13 protein-coding genes are annotated in these 16,280 nt (G+C 68.7%); all 13 read left to right on the top strand.

Features of this window, described 5'->3' with window-relative positions:
* The first annotated feature begins 2 nt into the window (after positions 1-2).
* The 13 genes from hslU to AC1DJH_RS20230 all read left to right on the top strand — a co-directional run bounded on the left by hslU (position 3) and on the right by AC1DJH_RS20230 (position 16,278).
* Positions 3-1,331: an ATP-dependent protease ATPase subunit HslU gene (gene hslU, locus AC1DJH_RS20290; RefSeq protein WP_472120206.1), complete on the top strand. Its 1,329-nt coding sequence runs from the start codon at positions 3-5 to the stop codon at positions 1,329-1,331.
* A gap of 273 nt (positions 1,332-1,604) precedes the next feature.
* Positions 1,605-2,033, top strand: coding sequence for a division/cell wall cluster transcriptional repressor MraZ (gene mraZ / locus AC1DJH_RS20285; protein WP_013539433.1), 429 nt, complete (start codon positions 1,605-1,607; stop codon positions 2,031-2,033).
* An 8-nt stretch (positions 2,034-2,041) separates the two neighbouring features.
* On the top strand, positions 2,042-2,965 hold the full coding sequence (gene rsmH, locus AC1DJH_RS20280; protein WP_435438055.1) for a 16S rRNA (cytosine(1402)-N(4))-methyltransferase RsmH: 924 nt from the start codon (positions 2,042-2,044) through the stop codon (positions 2,963-2,965).
* 2 nt (positions 2,966-2,967) lie between these two features.
* Positions 2,968-3,333 (top strand): cell division protein FtsL, encoded by a 366-nt coding sequence (ftsL, locus tag AC1DJH_RS20275; protein ID WP_478186917.1) that lies wholly within the window; start codon positions 2,968-2,970, stop codon positions 3,331-3,333.
* On the top strand, positions 3,330-5,078 hold the full coding sequence (locus AC1DJH_RS20270) for a peptidoglycan D,D-transpeptidase FtsI family protein (RefSeq protein ID WP_472120210.1): 1,749 nt from the start codon (positions 3,330-3,332) through the stop codon (positions 5,076-5,078). Before ftsL ends, AC1DJH_RS20270 begins: the two co-directional genes overlap by 4 nt.
* A gap of 2 nt (positions 5,079-5,080) precedes the next feature.
* Positions 5,081-6,649: a UDP-N-acetylmuramoyl-L-alanyl-D-glutamate--2,6-diaminopimelate ligase gene (locus tag AC1DJH_RS20265; RefSeq protein ID WP_478186916.1), complete on the top strand. Its 1,569-nt coding sequence runs from the start codon at positions 5,081-5,083 to the stop codon at positions 6,647-6,649.
* Positions 6,646-8,079 carry a UDP-N-acetylmuramoyl-tripeptide--D-alanyl-D-alanine ligase gene (locus AC1DJH_RS20260; protein WP_478186915.1) on the top strand — a complete coding sequence of 478 codons (1,434 nt, stop codon included), beginning with the start codon at positions 6,646-6,648 and terminating at the stop codon, positions 8,077-8,079. Before AC1DJH_RS20265 ends, AC1DJH_RS20260 begins: the two co-directional genes overlap by 4 nt.
* Before the next feature lie 15 nt (positions 8,080-8,094).
* Positions 8,095-9,273: a phospho-N-acetylmuramoyl-pentapeptide-transferase gene (mraY, locus tag AC1DJH_RS20255; RefSeq protein WP_472120216.1), complete on the top strand. Its 1,179-nt coding sequence runs from the start codon at positions 8,095-8,097 to the stop codon at positions 9,271-9,273.
* A 7-nt stretch (positions 9,274-9,280) separates the two neighbouring features.
* Complete coding sequence (gene murD, locus AC1DJH_RS20250; RefSeq protein ID WP_478186914.1) at positions 9,281-11,488, top strand: UDP-N-acetylmuramoyl-L-alanine--D-glutamate ligase; 2,208 nt, start codon at positions 9,281-9,283, stop codon at positions 11,486-11,488.
* Positions 11,485-12,783, top strand: a complete 1,299-nt coding sequence (gene ftsW, locus AC1DJH_RS20245) for a putative lipid II flippase FtsW (RefSeq protein ID WP_472120220.1) — start codon at positions 11,485-11,487, stop codon at positions 12,781-12,783. Before murD ends, ftsW begins: the two co-directional genes overlap by 4 nt.
* Entirely contained in the window at positions 12,780-13,844 is a 1,065-nt protein-coding gene (gene murG / locus AC1DJH_RS20240; protein ID WP_435441250.1) for an undecaprenyldiphospho-muramoylpentapeptide beta-N-acetylglucosaminyltransferase, read from the top strand. The genes ftsW and murG overlap by 4 nt, the downstream gene beginning before the upstream one ends.
* Positions 13,841-15,310 carry a UDP-N-acetylmuramate--L-alanine ligase gene (murC, locus tag AC1DJH_RS20235; protein WP_478186913.1) on the top strand — a complete coding sequence of 490 codons (1,470 nt, stop codon included), beginning with the start codon at positions 13,841-13,843 and terminating at the stop codon, positions 15,308-15,310. Before murG ends, murC begins: the two co-directional genes overlap by 4 nt.
* Positions 15,307-16,278 (top strand): D-alanine--D-alanine ligase, encoded by a 972-nt coding sequence (locus AC1DJH_RS20230; RefSeq protein WP_435441252.1) that lies wholly within the window; start codon positions 15,307-15,309, stop codon positions 16,276-16,278. The genes murC and AC1DJH_RS20230 overlap by 4 nt, the downstream gene beginning before the upstream one ends.
* Positions 16,279-16,280: the final 2 nt, after the last annotated feature.

Raw genomic sequence — 16,280 nt, 5'->3', positions numbered from 1 at the left:
CCATGTCCATGACCCCCCAGGAAATCGTCTCCGAGCTCGACAACCACATCGTCGGGCAGCCGGCCGCCAAGCGCGCCGTGGCCATCGCCCTGCGCAACCGCTGGCGCCGCCAGCAGGTCGACGAGAAGCTGCGCCACGAGATCACGCCCAAGAACATCCTCATGATCGGCCCCACGGGCGTGGGCAAGACCGAAATTGCGCGCCGCCTGGCACGCCTGGCGGACGCGCCCTTCATCAAGGTCGAGGCCACCAAGTTCACCGAGGTGGGCTACGTGGGCAAGGACGTCGATTCGATCATTCGCGACCTGGCCGAAATCGCCGTCAAGCAGACGCGCGAGTCCGAAAGCATCAAGGTTCGCGCGCGTGCCGAGGACGCGGCCGAGGAACGCATCCTCGACGTGCTGCTGCCTCCGGCGCGCGGTGCCGACGGCGCCACGCCCGCGCTGGACGGCCCCAACCCCACGCGCCAGGCCTTTCGCAAGAAGCTGCGCGAGCACCAGCTCGACGACAAGGAAATCGAACTCGACCTGGCCGAGACGCGAACGCCGCTGGAAATCATGGGCCCGGCCGGCATGGAGGAAATGACCGAGCAGCTGCGCGGCATGTTCGGGCAAATGGGCGGCGGCAAGCGCAAGACGCGCAAGCTCAAGATCGCCGAGGCGATGCGCCTGCTGATCGACGAGGAAGCGGGCAAGCTGATCAACGAGGACGAGATCCGCGCGCAGGCCATCACCAACGCCGAGCAGAACGGCATCGTCTTCATCGACGAGATCGACAAGGTGGCCACGCGCAGCGATGCGCAGGGCTCCGACGTGTCGCGCCAGGGCGTGCAGCGCGACTTGCTGCCGCTGGTGGAGGGCACCGCAGTCACCACCAAGTACGGCGTGGTGCGCACCGATCACATGCTGTTCATCGCGAGCGGCGCGTTCCACCTGAGCAAGCCGAGCGACCTCATTCCCGAGCTGCAGGGCCGCATGCCGATTCGCGTCGAGTTGCAGTCGTTGTCGGTAGCCGACTTCGAGAGCATCCTCACGCAGACGCGTGCGTCGCTCGTGAAGCAGTACCAGGCGCTGCTGGCCACCGAGGGTGTGACGCTCGAGTTCACGCCCGACGGCGTGAACCGCCTGGCCACCATCGCTTACGAGGTGAACGAGCGCACGGAGAACATCGGCGCGCGCCGCCTGTCGACCGTCATGGAGCGCCTGCTGGATGAGGTAAGCTTCGACGCGACCCGCCTCGAAGGCCAATCGATCCGCATCGATGCCGCCTACGTCGACCAGCGCCTTGCGGCACTAAGTCACGACGAAGACCTTTCGCGCTTCATCCTCTGAAGTTGCTTCTTCTGCCCCTGTAACGGCGGCAATGCTTCACGCATCACTTTCAGTGCGTGAGCTAAGTCTTTCATTCGCAACGAAATTCGCCGATTCCAAGGTTTTGGAATCGGCGCTAAGTCGTTGATTCCATTACAAAAAATACCACCAACGGCCAGTTGCTTCCTAAGTGTTTCCTGCTACAGTGCAAAAAAGTGCAGTTAAGTGGGAAAAAGTGCGGGTAGTGCCCCCTTCGGGTGCTGCAGCACCTCCCACCACAGGGGTTTCGTGGTCGTGTTTCAAGGCGCTTCATCGCTCAGTCTGGATGCCAAGGGGCGGCTCTCAGTGCCGACCCGGCATCGCGACGTCCTGAGCGCCACGGCAGGCGGCCAGCTCACGATCACCAAGCATCCGCACGGATGCCTGATGGTGTTCCCCCGTCCCGAATGGGAAAAATTCCGCGAGCGCATCGCCGCGCTGCCGATGTCGGCGCAGTGGTGGAAGCGCGTCTTCCTGGGCAATGCCATGGACGTCGAGATGGACGGCACCGGCCGCATCCTGGTCTCGCCCGAACTGCGCGCCGCCACCGGCATCGCACGCGACACGCTGCTGCTGGGCATGGGCAACCACTTCGAACTCTGGGACAAGGCCACGTACGAGGCCAAGGAGGCCGAGGCCACCCAGGGCGAGATGCCGGATGTGTTTCAGGACTTCGCGTTCTGAGGACTCACGTGAACACTCCATGGACCCATACGACCGTCTTGCTGAACGAAGCGGTGGAAGCCCTTCTTTCAGGCAGCACGGCAGCCCCCGGCACCTATGTGGATGCCACCTTCGGCCGGGGAGGGCACGCGCGCGCCATCCTCTCCAGGCTGGCGCCGGAAGGCAGGCTGATCGCATTCGACAAGGATGCGGAAGCAGTGGCCGAAGCAGCGCGCATCTCCGATGCGCGTTTTTCCATCCGGCACCAGGGATTCCGCTCGCTCGGTGAGCTGCCCGATGCAAGCGTCGACGGCTTGCTGATGGACCTGGGCGTGAGTTCGCCGCAGATCGACAACCCGGTGCGCGGTTTCAGTTTTCGTTTCGACGGCCCGCTCGACATGCGCATGGACACCACGCGCGGCGAGAGCGTGGCCGAGTGGCTGGCAACAGCCGAACTTCAGCAGATTGCAGAGGTGATCCGTGACTATGGCGAAGAACGGTTTGCTGTTCAGGTTGCAAAGGCGATTGTTGCTCGCCGACAAGAACGGGGCCCAATTTCAACCACCACCGAACTGGCCGAGCTCGTGGCTGGCACGGTCAAAACCCGCGAGCAGGGCCAGAACCCTGCAACGCGCACATTTCAGGCTTTTCGGATTTTCATCAACGCCGAGCTTGAAGAGCTGCAACAGGCGCTAGAGGCGAGCCTCTCGGTGCTCAAGCCCGGCGGGCGGCTCGCGGTGATCAGCTTCCACTCGCTGGAAGACCGCATCGTGAAGCAGTTCATCGCCAAGCACTCCAAGGAGGTCTACGACCGCCGTGCGCCCTTTGCCGCGCCGAAGGTGATGAAGCTCAATGCGCTGGAGCGCATCAAGCCGTCCGACGACGAAGTGCGCGGCAACCCGCGTTCGCGCAGTGCCATTCTTCGCGTGGCCGAACGTACCGAGGCCAGCTGACCATGGCCCGCATCAACCTGCTCCTGCTGCTGGCCGTCGTTGCGACGGCGCTGTACCTCGTGCACACGCAGTACCAGTCGCGCCAGCTCTACACCGAGCTGGACCGCGTGCAGCAGGAAGCCCGCCGCCTGGAGCTGGACCATGACCGCCTGCAGGTCGAGAAGCGCGCCCAGGCCACGCCGCTGCGCGTGGAAAAGCTCGCCAAGGAGCAGCTGCAGATGCGCACCACCTCGCCGGCCATCACGCAGTACGTGCGCCCGGACGGCTCGGTGATTCCGGCCGTGGCCCCGGTGGCGCCGGCGGTGCCCGCCGCCATGGGTGCGAAGCCTGCGGCCAAGCCTGTCACCGCAGCGAGGACCCCGCGATGAGCCGCCGCAGCGTGCGCTACACCACCAGCCCCTTGCTTGCGAGCAAGACGCCGGTGTGGCGCAGCAAGTTCATCGTGGCGGGCATCGCGCTCGGCTTCGTCATGCTGGCGGGGCGTGCCGCCTACGTGCAGGTGTTCAACAACAGCTTCTTCCAGCGCCAGGGCGAAGTGCGCTTCGCGCGCACGCTGGAGCTGCCGGCCAACCGCGGCCGCATCCTCGACCGCAACGGCCTCATCCTCGCGTCCAGCGTGGTGGCGCCCAGCATCTGGGCCATTCCTGAAGACATCGAGCGCGACGACCCCGAGGTGCGCGCCAAGCTCAAGCAGGTCGCCAAGCTGCTCGAGATGCCGCAGAAGGACTTCGACAAGAAGCTGCAGGACGAGGACAAGACCTTCGTCTGGGTGAAGCGCCAGGTCGACGAGCCCATCGCCAAGCAGATTGCCGCGCTGAACATCAAGGGCATCTACCAGCGCCGCGAATACAAGCGCCAGTACCCCGAGGGCGAGGCCGCCGCGCACGTGGTGGGCTTCACCAGCGTGGAAGACAACGGCCAGGAAGGCATCGAGCTCGCGTTCAACAAGGAGCTGGCCGGCAAGGCCGGCTCGCGCCGCGTCATCAAGGACCGCCTGGGCCGCGTGGTCGAAGGCGTGGGCGACACCGTGCCGCCGCTCGACGGCCAGGACATCCAGCTGAGCGTGGACAGCAAGGTGCAGTTCTTCGCCTACCAGAAGCTGCGCGACGCCGTGACGGCGCGCAAGGCCAAGGCCGGCAGCGTGGTGGTGCTCGACAGCACCACCGGCGAGGTGCTGGCGCTGGCCAACTACCCGAGCTACGTGCCGGACAAGCGCCAGAACCTCACCGGCGAGCAGTTGCGCAACCGCGCGCTCACCGACACCTTCGAGCCCGGCTCGACCATGAAGCCCATCACCGTGGCGATGGCGCTCGAAGCCGGCCGCGTGAAGCCGCAGACGCTGATCGAAACCGGCCCGGGCCGCTTCCAGATCGGCGGCTTCACCATCAGCGACACGCACAACTACGGCACGCTGACGGTCGAGGGCGTGATCCAGAAGTCGAGCAACGTCGGCGCGCTCAAGATCGCGCAGAAGATGACCCCGCACGAGATGTGGGACACCTACACCGCGCTGGGCTATGGCCAGAAGCCGCAGATCCAGTTTCCCGGCGCCGTCACCGGCCGGCTGCGCCCGTGGAAGACCTGGAAGCCGGTCGAGCAGGCCACCATGGCCTACGGCTACGGCCTGTCGGCGTCGCTGTTCCAGATGGCGCATTCGTACACCTCGTTCGCGCACGACGGCTCGCTCATTCCGGTGACCATCCTGAAGAACACCGAGGCGCCGGTCGGCGTGCGGGTGTTCTCGCCCTCCAACGCACTGGCCGTGCGCAAGATGCTGCAGATGGCCGCCGGCCCGGGCGGCACCGGCACGCGCGCCCAGACCGTCGGCTATTCGGTCGGCGGCAAGTCGGGCACGGCGCACAAGCAGGTCGGCAAGGGCTACGCCAGCAACAAGTACCGTGCCTGGTTCACCGGCATGGCACCCATCGAGAAGCCGCGGATCATCGTGGCCGTGATGATCGACGAGCCCAGCGACGGCCAGTATTTTGGCGGCGTGGCCGCGGCGCCCGTGTTCAGCGAAGTCGTGCAGCAGACGCTGCGCATGATGAACGTACCGCCCGACCTGGCGGTCAAACCGCTGGTGATGACGCAGGGCGTCGACGAGAGCTTCTGACCATGCTGACCTTCACTTCCCCCTCCATGGCCGCCGCCTGGCTCAAGGAGCGCGCGCCGCAGGCCGCGCTGCATGCCGACAGCCGGGCCGTGGGCGCGGGCGATGTCTTCATCGCCTGGCCCGGTGCCGCCACCGACGGGCGCAAGCACGTGGCGGCCGCGCTGGCGCAGGGCGCGGCGGCGTGCCTGGTGGAGCACGAGGGCGTCGAGGCCTTCGGTTTCGAAGGCGACGAGCGCATCGTGAGCTACCCCGGCCTGAAGGCCGCCACCGGCCCGATCGCCTCGGCCTTCTACGACAACCCCTCGGCCCTGCTCGACGTGCTGGCCGTGACCGGCACCAACGGCAAGACCTCCACCGCCTGGTGGCTCGCCGAATCGCTCTCCACGTTGCGCGCGGCGGGTGGCGTGCGCGCGATGAATCCCGACGGCACCGTGCAGCGCGATGCGCCGTCGCCCTGCGCCGTGATGGGCACGCTGGGCATCGGCGTGCCGCCCGAACTCACCTACACCGGCCTGACCACGCCCGACCCCGTCATGATGCAGCGCGAGCTGCGTTCGCTGGTGTCGCGCGGCTTCGGCGCCTGCGCCATCGAGGCCTCGTCCATCGGCATCGCCGAACGCCGCCTCGACGGCGCGCAGATCGCGGTGGCGGTGTTCACCAACTTCACGCAGGACCACCTCGACTACCACGGCAGCATGGACGCCTACTGGCAGGCCAAGGCCGAGCTGTTCCGCTGGCCCGGCCTGCGCGCGGCGGTGATCAACATCGACGACACGCACGGCGCGACCCTGTGCGCCAACCTGATCGACGTGGGCATCGGCGCGCTCGACGTGTGGACCGTGTCGGCCGACGGCAAGCCGGCCCGCCTCATGGCGCGCGACATCGGCTACGACGCGCAGGGCCTGCAGTTCTCGGTGGCCGAACAGGGCACCGACGCGGTGCAGCGGCTGTCGACGGGCCTCATCGGCCAGTACAACGTGGCCAACCTGCTGGGGGTGTTGGGCACGCTGCGCGCGCTGGGCCTGTCGCTCGCTCGGGCCGTGGCGGCATGCGCCCATCTGACGAGCGTGCCGGGCCGCATGGACCGCGCCGGCACCGGCGACGGCGCGCCGCTGGCCGTGGTCGACTACGCCCACACGCCCGACGCGCTCGACAAGGCTCTGATCGGCCTGCGCCCGCTCGCCAAGCAGCGCGGCGGGGCGCTGTGGTGCCTGTTCGGCTGCGGCGGCGACCGCGACCCGATCAAGCGCCCGATGATGGCCGCCGTGGCCGAGCGCCAGGCCGACCATGTGGTCGTCACCAGCGACAACCCGCGCAGCGAAAAGCCCGACGCGATCATTGCGCAGGTGCTGCGCGGCTTCTCGCGCCCCGAGGCGGCGCAGGTGCAACCCGACCGCGCGGCCGCCATTGCCGACGTGCTCGCGCAGGCCGCCCCGCAGGACGTGGTGCTGATCGCCGGCAAGGGCCACGAGGCGTGGCAGGAGATTGCCGGCCAGCGCATCGCCTTCTCCGACAAGGCCCATGCGCTGCAGGCGCTGGCCCTGCGAAGCAGCGGAGGGCAGGCAGCATGACCGGCGCCACACCGCTCGCCCTCACGCTGGCCCAATTGCAGCAATGGATTCCGGGTTCACGCCTGGTGGGTGACGCCTCGACCGTCATCGCCCGCGTGCACACCGACACGCGCACGCTCGCGCCCGGCGACCTGTTCGTCGCGCTCAAGGGCGAGCGCTTCGACGCCAACGATTTCCTCGCCGACGCGAAGGCGCAGGGCGCCGTGGCGGCCATTGCGCACCACGGCCTCGAAGCCGCCGGCCTGGCCGGGCTCGAAGTGCCCGATTCGCTGGCCGCGCTCGGTGCGCTCGGCGCCGGCTGGCGCGCGCAGTTCGTGCTGCCGCTCATTGCCGTCACCGGCAGCAACGGCAAGACCACGGTCACGCAGATGATCGCGGCGGTGCTGCTCGCCGGCAGCGCCGAACGCGCCCTGGCGACGGCGGGCAACTTCAACAACGAGATCGGCGTGCCGCTCACGCTGCTGCGCCTGCGCGCGGAACACCGCCGCGCGGTGCTCGAGCTGGGCATGAACCATCCGGGCGAAATTGCGCGGCTGGCCGCCATCTCGCGCCCGACCATCGCGCTGGTCAACAACGCGCAGCGCGAGCACCAGGAGTTCATGGCCAGCGTCGAGGCGGTGGCCGTCGAAAACGCCGCCGTGTTCGCGGTGCTGCCGGACGACGGCACCGCGGTGTTCCCGTACGGCGACCCCTTCACCTCGCTGTGGACCGACATGGCGCGCGACGGCGGTGCCCGCCGCTGCATGACCTTCGGCGAGCCGCAGGACGCCGACATCTCGCTGGAGCGCGCCGAATGGGCGCAGGGCGCCTGGGCCGTGCGCGTCCGCACGCCGATCGGTGCCTTCGACACGCGCCTGCACATCGCCGGGCGCCACAACGTCGTGAACGCATTGGCGGCCACCGCCTGCGCGCTGGCGGCGGGCGTGTCGCTGGACACCATTGCCGCAGGCCTGGACGCCTTCGAGCCCGTCAAGGGCCGCTCGCGCGCCAGCGAGGTCGTGCTGGCCGGCGGCCATGCGCTCACGCTGGTCGACGACAGCTACAACGCCAACCCCGATTCCGTGATCGCCGCCATCGACGTGCTCGCCGCCCTGCCGGGCCCGCGCCTGCTGGTGCTTGGCGAAATGGGCGAAGTGGGCGACCGCTCGCCGGAGTTCCACGCCGAAGTCGGCGCCTGGGCACGGCAACGCGGCATCGAGTCCGTCTACACGCTGGGCGCCGCCACGGCGCATGCCGCCACCGCTTTCCAGGGCGGCGGCGACGGACAACATTTCGACGCGTTCGACGCGCTGTGCGCGGCGGTGCTGGCCCGGCTGCCGCAGGTCGGCAGCGTGCTGGTCAAGGGATCGCGCTTCATGAAGATGGAGCGCGTGGTTCAAGCCATCGAGGCGCAATCAAAACAACAAAAGGAGGCCGGTCATGACGCATGAGCCGCGCGAAAACACATGCTGCTGAGCCTCGCTCAATGGCTGCAGACGCTGTCGCCCGAATTCGGGTTCCTGCGCATCTTCCAGTACCTCACCTTCCGCGCGCTGATGGCCGCGGTGACCGCGCTCGTGGTCGGCCTGGTGGCAGGCCCGTTCGTCATTCGCCGCCTCACCGCGCTGAAGATCGGCCAGCCGGTGCGCGGCTACGGCATGGAAACGCACCTGACCAAGAGCGGCACGCCCACCATGGGCGGCGTGCTGGTGCTGTTCGCCATCGCCTTCGCCACGCTGCTGTGGTTCGATATCTCGAACCGGTTCGTGTGGATCGTGCTGTGGGTCACCATGGGCTTCGGCGCCATCGGCTGGGTCGACGACTGGCGCAAGGTGGTGCGCAAGGACCCGGAGGGCATGCGCTCGCGCGAGAAGTACTTCTGGCAATCGGTGGTGGGCCTGCTGGCGGGCTTCTACCTGCTGTTCAGCATTTCGGAAAGCTCCAACTGGCGCGTGCTGCAGCTGTTCTTTGCCTGGGTGCAGTCGGGCTTCGACCTCGACTTTCCGCCCAAGATCAACCTGCTGGTGCCCTTCTTCAAGGAAGTGAGCTACCCGCTCGGCGGCATCGGCTTCGTCATCCTCACGTACCTGGTGATCGTGGGCGCGAGCAACGCCGTGAACCTGACCGACGGGCTGGACGGCCTGGCGATCATGCCGGTGGTGATGGTGGGCTCGGCGCTGGGCGTGTTCGCCTACGTGACGGGCAGCGCGGTGTACTCCAAGTACCTGCTGTTCCCCAACATCCCGGGCTCGGGCGAGCTGCTGGTGTTCTGCTCGGCCATGGCCGGCGCGGGCCTGGCGTTCCTGTGGTTCAACACGCACCCGGCGCAAGTGTTCATGGGCGACGTGGGCGCGCTGGCGCTGGGCGGCGCGCTGGGCACCATCGCGGTGATCGTGCGCCAGGAAATCGTGTTCTTCATCATGGGCGGCATCTTCGTGGTCGAGGCGATCTCGGTGATGGCGCAGGTCATGTACTTCAAGTACACCAAGAAGCGCTACGGCGAAGGCCGCCGCGTGCTGAAGATGGCGCCGCTGCACCACCACTTCGAGAAGAGCGGCTGGCGCGAGACGCAGGTCGTGGTGCGTTTCTGGATCATCACGATGCTGCTGTGCCTCGTGGGCCTGTCGACGCTGAAGCTGCGCTGAACACACCATGCGGCACCTGAAAGACCTCCCCGTTCTCATCCTCGGCCTCGGCGCGTCCGGGCTGGCGATGGCGCGCTGGTGCGCGCGCCACGGTGCGGTCGTGACCGTGGCCGACACGCGCGAGGCGCCGGCGTCGCTGGCCACGCTGACGGCGGAGCTGCCCGACGTGCGCTTCGTCGGCGGGCCGTTCTCGGCCGCGCTGGTCGAAGGCACGCCGATTCGCGCGGTGTACCGCTCGCCGGGCCTGTCGCCCGAAACCATCGCACCGGTGGCCGATGCGGCGCGGGCCATGGGCCTGCCGGTCGGTGGCGAGCTGGACCTGTTCGCGCGCGCGCTGCTGGACCTGCGCACCGTCGAAGTGCCGGTGGCCGAACCCGAAGCCGAAGCCGATCCGGAGGCCGCACAGGAAGCGATCGCCGAGCCTGAGCAGGCCGACGCGCAGGCCGAACTGCCGCTCGAAACCGCGGCATCGGTCGAAGCGGTCGAACCTGAAACTGAATCGACGCCCGAAGCCGAACCGGTGACCGGGTCGATCGAACCCGCCGACGCCCAGCCCGAGCCGACCGCGCCCGCCATGGCCGAAGCCATGCCGCGCGATCCGTCGACCAGCGTGGCCGTGCCTGTGCCGCCGGAAGCGCACGAAGCACCGGTCGAGCCTGTGACAGCAGAAGAAACGCCGGAGCTGGCCGTTGCTCCTGCGGGCACGCAGCCAGAAGCCGCGGTGCAAGACGCAACCGGCGAAGCCACTGCACCGGACGCCGCCGATTCGCAGGCGCCCGCATCGGAAGTACTGGAAGCGCTGGAAGCGCCGGAAGCGCCCGCTGCTTCGCCCGCAGTCGCCACCGTCTCCCGCCTGCCCAGCACCGGCAAGCCCTACGTCCCCACGGCCGCCCGCGAAGCCGCGGAGTTCGTCGCCAAGATCGCCGAACTGGCCGCCACCAACCCGGCCTCGGCCGTGGCCGAAGAAGAAACACCCCAGCTCGAACTGGCGCCCCCCGTCGAGCCCGAAGCCCCCAAGGGCTACACGCCCGCCGTGCTCGCCGTCACCGGCACCAACGGCAAGACCACCGTCACCTCGCTCACCGGGCAGTTGGTCGAGCGCGCCGGCAAGACGGTGGCCGTGGCCGGCAACATCGGCCCGACGCTGCTGGACACGCTCAGCGCGCACATCGACGCCGGCACGCTGCCCGACGTGTGGGTGCTGGAGCTCTCCAGCTTCCAGCTCGACGGCGTGCAGGGCTTCGAGCCCACCGCCGCCACCGTGCTCAACCTCACGCAGGACCACCTCGACTGGCACGGCGACATGAAGTCGTATGCCGCGGCCAAGGCGCGCATCTTCGGCGCGCGCGGGCTCATGATCCTGAACCGCGACGACGCCGGCGTGATGGCCATGCTGCCGCCGCCCTTGCGCGTCAAGCTGCAGCGCCCGCAGATCCGCACCCACGTCACCTTCGGCGCGGCGATGCCGCTGCGCCCGGGCGACTACGGCATCGAGCGCGTCAACGGCATGACCTGGCTGGTGCGCGCGCTGGAAGCCGACGAAACGCAGAAGCGCAAGCGCGGCGCGGTGGTGGAAGAAGAAATCTTCCTGCAGCGCCTGATGCCGGCCGACGCGCTGCGCATTCGCGGGCGCCACAACGCGATGAACGCGCTGGCCGCGCTCGCGCTCGCGAGTGCCGCCGGCTGCGCACTGGGACCGATGCTCTACGGCCTGCGCGAATACCGCGGCGAGCCGCACCGCGTGGAGTCCGTCGCCATCGTGGACCAGGTCGAGTTCTTCGACGACAGCAAGGGCACCAACGTGGGCGCCACCGCCGCCGCGCTCGTCGGCCTCGGCGAAGAGCGCCGCGTGGTCGTGATCCTTGGCGGCGAGGGCAAGGGCCAGGACTTCGAGCCGCTGGCCGAACCCGTGCGCCAGTACGCACGCGCCGTGGTCCTCATCGGCCGCGACGCGCCGGTCATCGAGGCCGCGCTGGCCGCCACCGGCGTCTCGCTGCTGCACGCCGCCTCGATGCACGACGCAGTCAAGCTCGCCGGCGCGCGCGCCAACCCGGGCGACGCCGTCCTGCTGTCGCCGGCCTGCGCGAGCTTCGACATGTTCAAGGACTACGCGCACCGCGCCGAGGTGTTCCGCGAGGCCGTGCAGGCCTACGAGGACAGCCCGCGCGGGCTGGTGGAAGGTCTTGCTTCCGATTCGACGGAGGAACCGCTGTGAACCCCGCTGCCGCAGGCGCCACGCCCAACACCCGCACCAGCCGGTTCAGCGGCTGGTTCAGGCGCGCCCGCAGCGGCATCGACGCGCTGCCCGTGCACCTGCCCGTGCGGCTGGGCGGCGCCGGCATCGCGCAGACCAAGGCCACGCCGATGCGCGTGCTGGGTTTCGACCAGGCGCTGGTCTGGGTCACGGTCGCGCTGCTGACCTGGGGCCTGATCATGGTGTATTCGGCCTCCATCGCGCTGCCGGACAACCCGCGTTTCGCGCGTGCCGGCTACAGCGCCTCGTTCTTCCTCACGCGGCATGCCGCGTCGGTGGCCGTCGCGTTCGTCGCGGCGCTGCTGACCTTCCAGATCCCCATGAAGACCTGGGAGCGCGCCGCGCCCTGGCTCTTCGTGGCGTCGCTGCTGCTGCTTGTGGCGGTGCTCATTCCGCACATCGGCATCAACGTGAACGGCGCGCGCCGCTGGCTGCCGATGGGCTTCATGCGCTTCCAGCCGTCGGAGCTCGCCAAGCTCGCGATGGTGCTCTACGCCGCCAGCTACATGGTGCGCAAGATGGAGATCAAGGAGCGCTTCTTCCGCGCCGTGCTGCCGATGGGCATCGCGGTGGTGGTGGTGGGCATGCTGGTGATGGCCGAGCCCGACATGGGCGCGTTCATGGTGATCGCCGTGATCGCCATGGGCATCCTGTTCCTGGGCGGGGTGAACGCGCGCATGTTCTTCGTGATTGCCGCGCTGGTGGTGGTGGCCTTCGGCAGCATCGTCGCGAGCAGCCCGTGGCGCCGCGAGCGCATCTTTGCGTACCTCGATCCGTGGAGCGAAGAGCATGCGCTGGGCAAGGGCTACCAGCTGTCGCACTCGCTGATCGCCATCGGGCGCGGCGAGATCTTCGGCGTGGGCCTGGGCGGCAGCGTCGAGAAGCTGCACTGGCTGCCCGAGGCGCACACCGACTTTTTGCTCGCCGTGATCGGCGAGGAGTTCGGCCTCGTCGGCGTGCTGCTGATCATCGGCCTGTTCCTCTGGCTCACGCGCCGCATCATGCACATCGGCCGCCAGGCCATCGCGCTCGACCGCGTGTTCTCGGGCCTCGTGGCCCAGGGCGTGGGGGTGTGGATCGGCTTCCAGACCTTCATCAACATGGGTGTGAACCTGGGCGCGCTGCCGACCAAGGGCCTGACGCTGCCGCTGATGAGCTTCGGCGGCTCGGCCATCCTGATGAACCTGGTGGCGCTGGCCATCGTGCTGCGCATCGACTACGAGAATCGGGTGCTCATGCGGGGGGGGCGCGTATGACCGGCAAGACCGCACTCGTCATGGCGGGCGGCACGGGCGGCCACATCTTCCCGGGCCTTGCCGTGGCCGAGGCCCTGCGCGAGCGCGGCTGGCGCGTGCACTGGCTGGGCGCGCCCGGCAGCATGGAAGAAAAACTGGTGCCGCCGCGCGGTTTTGCCTTCGAGCCGGTGCAGTTCGGCGGCGTGCGCGGCAAGGGCCCGCTCACGCTGTTCCTGCTGCCGCTGCGCCTGCTGCGCGCCTTCTGGCAGAGCCTGGGCGTGGTGCGCCGGGTGAAGCCCGACGTGCTGGTGGGCCTGGGCGGCTACATCACCTTTCCGGGCGGGATGATGGGCGTGCTGCTCGGCAAGCCGCTGGTGCTGCACGAACAGAATTCGGTCGCCGGTCTCGCCAACAAGGTGCTGGCGGGCGTGGCCGACCGTGTGTTCACGGCCTTCCCGAATGTGCTGAAGAAGGCGCAGTGGGTGGGCAACCCGTTGCGCGCGGCATTCACGTCGCAGCCCGACCCGGCTGCGCGTTTCGCGGGCCGCACAGGTCCGCTGAAATTGCTGGTGGTCGGCGGCAGCCTGGGTGCGCGCGGCCTCAACACCGTGGTGCCGCAGGCGCTGGCCCGCATCGCGCCCGAGACGCGCCCGCAGGTGCTGCACCAGAGCGGCGCAAAGCAGATTGACGAGCTGCGTGCCAACTACACGGCCGCCGGCGTCGAGGGCGAACTCACGCCTTTCATCGAAGACACCGCGCAGGCCTATGCGGACGCCGACATCATCGTCGCGCGAGCCGGCGCCAGCACCGTCACAGAAATCGCGGCCGTCGGCGCAGCAGCGCTGTTCGTGCCTTTTCCCTCGGCGGTCGACGACCACCAGACCACCAACGCGCGCTTCCTCGTGGACGCGGGCGGCGGGTGGCTCGTGCAGCAGGCCGACCTCACTCCTGAATTGCTGGCTGATTTGCTACAGACAACCGAGCGCACTGCGCTGATCGACAGGGCCGCCAAGGCCAAGACCATGCAGAAGACCGAAGCAGTGGAAGCGGTCGTCCGCGCCTGCGAGGAGTTGGCCAAATGAAGCACGCGATCCGTCATATTCACTTCGTGGGCGTCGGCGGCTCGGGCATGAGCGGCATTGCCGAAGTGCTGCTGAACCTGGGCTACAGGATCACCGGCTCCGACCTGTCCGACAGTGTCACGCTGCGCCGGCTTGCGGGCCTGGGCATTGGTACCTTCGTGGGCCATGCGGCCGCGCACATCGCAGGGGCCGACGCGGTCGTCACCTCCACCGCCGTGCAGGCGGACAACCCGGAGGTGCTGGCCGCGCGCGAGAAGCGCATTCCGGTGGTGCCGCGCGCGCTGATGCTGGCCGAGCTGATGCGCCTGAAGCAGGGCATCGCCATTGCCGGTACGCACGGCAAGACCACCACCACCAGCCTGGTGGCGAGCGTGCTCGACGCCGCCGGCCTGGACCCGACCTTCGTGATCGGCGGGCGCCTGAACAGCGCCGGCGCCAATGCGCAGCTCGGCAGCGGCGACTACATCGTGGTCGAGGCCGACGAGTCGGACGCTTCGTTCCTGAACCTGCTGCCCGTGATGGCGGTGGTCACGAACATCGACGCCGACCACATGGAAACCTACGGGCACGACTTCGCGAAGCTGAAGAAGGCCTTCGTCGACTTCCTGCACCGCATGCCGTTCTACGGCGTGGCCATTCTGTGCACCGACGACCCGGCGGTGCGCGACATCGTGGCCGACGTGACCTGCCCGGTCACCAGCTACGGCTTCGGCGAGGACGCCCAGGTGCGCGCCATCGACGTGCGCGCCGTCGGCGGCCAGATGCACTTCACCGCGCAGCGCCGCAACGGCGTGACGCTGCCCGACCTGCCCATCGTGCTGAACCTGCCGGGCGAGCACAACGTGCGCAACGCGCTGTCGGTGATCGCCGTGGCGGTCGAGCTCGGCATTGCCGACGAGGCGGTGCAGCGCGGGCTGGCCGGCTTCAAGGGCGTGGGCCGCCGCTTCCAGAGCTACGGCGACGTGGCGGTGCAGGGTCATGAAGAGGGTGCCGCGGGCACCTTCACCGTGATCGACGACTACGGTCACCACCCGGTCGAAATGGCCGCGACCATCGCCGCCGCGCGTGGCGCGTTCCCGGGCCGCCGGCTGGTGCTCGCGTTCCAGCCGCACCGCTACACCCGCACGCGCGACTGCTTCGAAGACTTCGTGAAGGTCATCGGCACGGCCGACTCGGTGCTGCTCGGCGAGGTCTATGCCGCCGGCGAGGCGCCCATCGTGGCGGCCGACGGCCGCACGCTGGCGCGCGCCCTGCGCGTGGCCGGCAAGGTCGAGCCGGTGTTCGTCGACGACATCGCCGACATGCCGCGCGCCATTCTCGACAACGCCCGCCCGGGCGACGTGGTGCTCTCCATGGGCGCCGGCTCCATCGGCGCTGTGCCGGGCAAGGTCGTCGAACTCGCCGCGGCGCTGTCCGCCACGGCTTCCACATTGCAGCGCGACACGCGCAAAGAGGGGGGCGCATGAGCCTTCAGGATCCCGCACGCTTCGGCAAGGTTGCCGTTCTGTTCGGCGGCAGTTCCGCCGAACGCGAAGTTTCATTGATGTCGGGCACCGGCGTGCTCGAAGCCCTGCGTTCGCGCGGTGTGGACGCGCATGCCTTCGACCCGTCGCAGCGCGAGCTGACCGAGCTCAAGCGCGAAGGCTTCGCGCGCTGCTTCGTCGCACTGCACGGCCGCCACGGCGAAGACGGCACCGTGCAGGGCGCGCTGGAGCTGCTCGGCATTCCCTACACCGGCTCGGGCGTGATGGCTTCCAGCGTGGCCATGGACAAGGTCATGACCAAGCGCATCTGGCAGGCCGACGGCCTGCCGACGCCCAAGTACGTGCGCCTGGCCTTCGACCAGCAAAGCCGCGAGCAGGTGATGGCCGTGCCCGACGTGCTGGGCCTGCCGCTGATCGTGAAGCCGCCGCGCGAGGGCTCGTCCATCGGCGTGACCAAGGTCGAGGGCTACTCGCAGATGCAGGACGCGGTCACGCTGTCCGCCAGGTACGACGCCGACGTGCTCTGCGAGGAATTCATCGACGGCGAGGAAGTGACCTGCGCCGTGCTCGGCCACGGGCTGGACGCGCGCGCGTTGCCGGTGGTGCGCATCGCCGCGCCCGAAGGCGCCTACGACTACCAGAACAAGTACTTCACCGACGTCGTGCAGTACCAGTGCCCGAGCGGCCTGTCCGACGCCGAGGAGCACGAGATCCAGCGCATCACGCTGGCCGCGTACCGCACGCTGGGCTGCCGCGGCTGGGGCCGCGCCGACGTGATGATCCGCGCCAGTGACCGCAAGCCGTTCCTGCTGGAGATGAACACCTCGCCCGGCATGACCAGCCACTCGCTGGTGCCGATGTCCGCGCGCGCCGCGGGCATCGCCTACGAAGACCTGTGCCTGCGCGTGCTGGCATCGGCCGCGCTCGACGCAACGGGAGGCTCGCAATAGCC

It is taken from the genome of Variovorax sp. 10N412 (assembly GCF_056394985.1).
This window is presented reverse-complemented; position numbering and strand designations above follow the sequence as displayed.